Source organism: Acetivibrio sp. (genome assembly GCF_035371925.1).
GTDB lineage: Bacteria > Bacillota > Clostridia > Acetivibrionales > Acetivibrionaceae > Hungateiclostridium.
In genome coordinates, this window is sequence record NZ_DAORXT010000177.1 from 1 (window position 1) to 1,995 (window position 1,995).

The window sequence follows — 1,995 nt, forward strand, 5'->3', positions numbered from 1 at the left end:
GTATGAATTCGAAAAGTAGCATGGAAATCGTGTAGGATGCTGAAATTTAGCGACAAAAGGGATTGAACCCAATAATAACCATGTACTGAGCCTTGAAAAACGAATATGCTGCGGACATGAAGAAAAAAAGAGCATGGCAAAGCCAACCCATTGTATTAGGGTGTTTAAAATCTTCAAAAAGACATCTTAAGCATTCAGTATATCAAGCAACTTTACCGGACTACTCTTCAAGTAAAGAAAGAATACTGAAGCGGGTGTGCTTAATCCAGGCATCCAAATGGACATTAACAGCAGCCATGGTAGCCCGCATAAAACGCTCTCTTGAACTACGGCAGTTTCCGGCTTCAATATCGTAGTCTTTAAAAAGCCTTTTATGACTACGTTCCACAGTAGTCCGACGTTTCATCATTTCCTTGAAGGCGTCTGAACTGCGTGAGACCGGAGGGAATAACCTGGGGTCGTAGTCCGGTTTTATGTATACAGTCCTTCCATAAGTGTTGTAAGTACAACTACAAGGCTTTTCAATGCCGTGATAGTCAAACCAGCACCTGTGCTTTACTCCTTTGGGGAATGAATATCCGCAATTTTGATAGGGTATACCGCCCATACAAATAGGGTTACCGTTATCATCAAAGCATAAAACTCCATGCGGCAGGTTCTTATCCGGATACTTCACATTGGAGTCAAGAGGGATAAAAGGGAACATTGAAAAATGTTGCAAAAGCTGGTAAGTAGGATAATTATCCATGGCACCGTCCGCAATATAGTTTTTAAAACAGATGTTGGGATAAAGCTTTCGGACTTCATCCATGGCGAAAACGGCAATAATGCTGTCATGCCTTTGTGCTTGAGCTTTGCGGAGATAAATAGGCAGGTCGTAATGGCTGTCCGAAGCGGTAGTGAGAAAGAGTGTATCCCCGTAGAACCATTGCTCGCGGTAACTGTCCCATCCCCAGGTGGCATCGGGGTCGGAATAACGTCTGGGGCATTTGCAGTCAAAGATGCCCCTGGACTTGCAGTCGCAGACTTTGACACCATAGTGGCTGGCACCTGAATAATAGGGAGTACCGTCATTAGCGATGGAAAAGTTTTTAGGGTCACCGAGAATACCCATTTCGAGGGAATAATCGACAACGCAGCGGGCCAGGAACTTCTGCAATACTATCTCAGGGCGATGCTGAGGAAGTTTATCCCGGATTGCAAGAGAGGCAAACTTTTTAACAACACCGTTGTGTTTAGGGAGGACATATTTCTTACCGGCCTTAAGCTTCTTGCGGGGTTTGGAGTAGAAACTGCGAAGCTTTTTCTTCCTGGCAATATGTACTTCATGGGACGCCTGCCAAAGGCGTTTGGTCAAATCGTAATAGGAGCTGAATGCAGGTGCTTCGCCGAATTTGAACCCGCAGATAGCACAAAGCAGCCTGTCACTTGCGACCTTGGCAGCCCATTTGGGAATATCATGCTCACCTTGGTCAAGCATCAGGATCAAAGACCGAATAATACCCTGCTGATTCTTTGCGGGACGGCCGGTATTAGAATAAAGTGGTTTGATGATAGGGTAAAGATTATCGAGGTTGAGAAGGTAGAGTTTAGAAATAGATTCTGCCAACTCAACCACCCTTTCCCTATCGGTCTGGTAGAAAAGCAAAAGGTGTAAGATAAGATTTTTTTGGTACTCCTCATGAGAGGGCCAATCACGCAGCATATACAAAACCTCCATAACCAAAGATATGGCAATAATTACCATCCACTTCAATTATGGGGTGAACAAATGTTTGTCAAGGCAGAACAGAACCATATATGGTTAATATTAGGTTAAATACTAAAAAATATTTGGTTTAAACCGACTTTGGGGTTTAATAGCCGTGGTAATTTATCCCACGGTGAATTGGAAAATATATTGGAATTTAATGGAGAATATTGGAGGTAAAGCAGAAAATGCTTGGCCTCAAATATAGAATTTCGAAGCTCTACGAGTTTTCGAATTCATACAAT

2 protein-coding genes are annotated in these 1,995 nt (G+C 43.1%); one reads left to right on the forward strand and one right to left on the reverse strand.

Annotated elements, in window-relative coordinates; translation table 11 throughout:
• Nucleotides 1-220 precede the first annotated feature (220 nt).
• The gene (locus PLH43_RS13590) at nucleotides 221-1,480 is read right to left on the reverse strand and encodes a transposase (protein WP_324364008.1); all 1,260 of its coding nucleotides are present in this window, start codon (nucleotides 1,478-1,480) and stop codon (nucleotides 221-223) included.
• On the opposite strand from PLH43_RS13590, the gene PLH43_RS13595 reads away from it, so the two are divergent.
• Entirely contained in the window at nucleotides 1,469-1,657 is a 189-nt protein-coding gene (locus PLH43_RS13595) for a hypothetical protein (RefSeq protein WP_324364011.1), read from the forward strand. The genes PLH43_RS13590 and PLH43_RS13595 overlap by 12 nt on opposite strands.
• The last annotated feature ends 338 nt before the right edge of the window (nucleotides 1,658-1,995 follow it).

Coding starts and splice junctions, on each gene's coding strand:
- PLH43_RS13590 (WP_324364008.1), bottom strand. CDS start 1,480: ATGCTTGACCAAGGTGAGCATGATATTCCCAAATGGGCTGCCAAGGTC.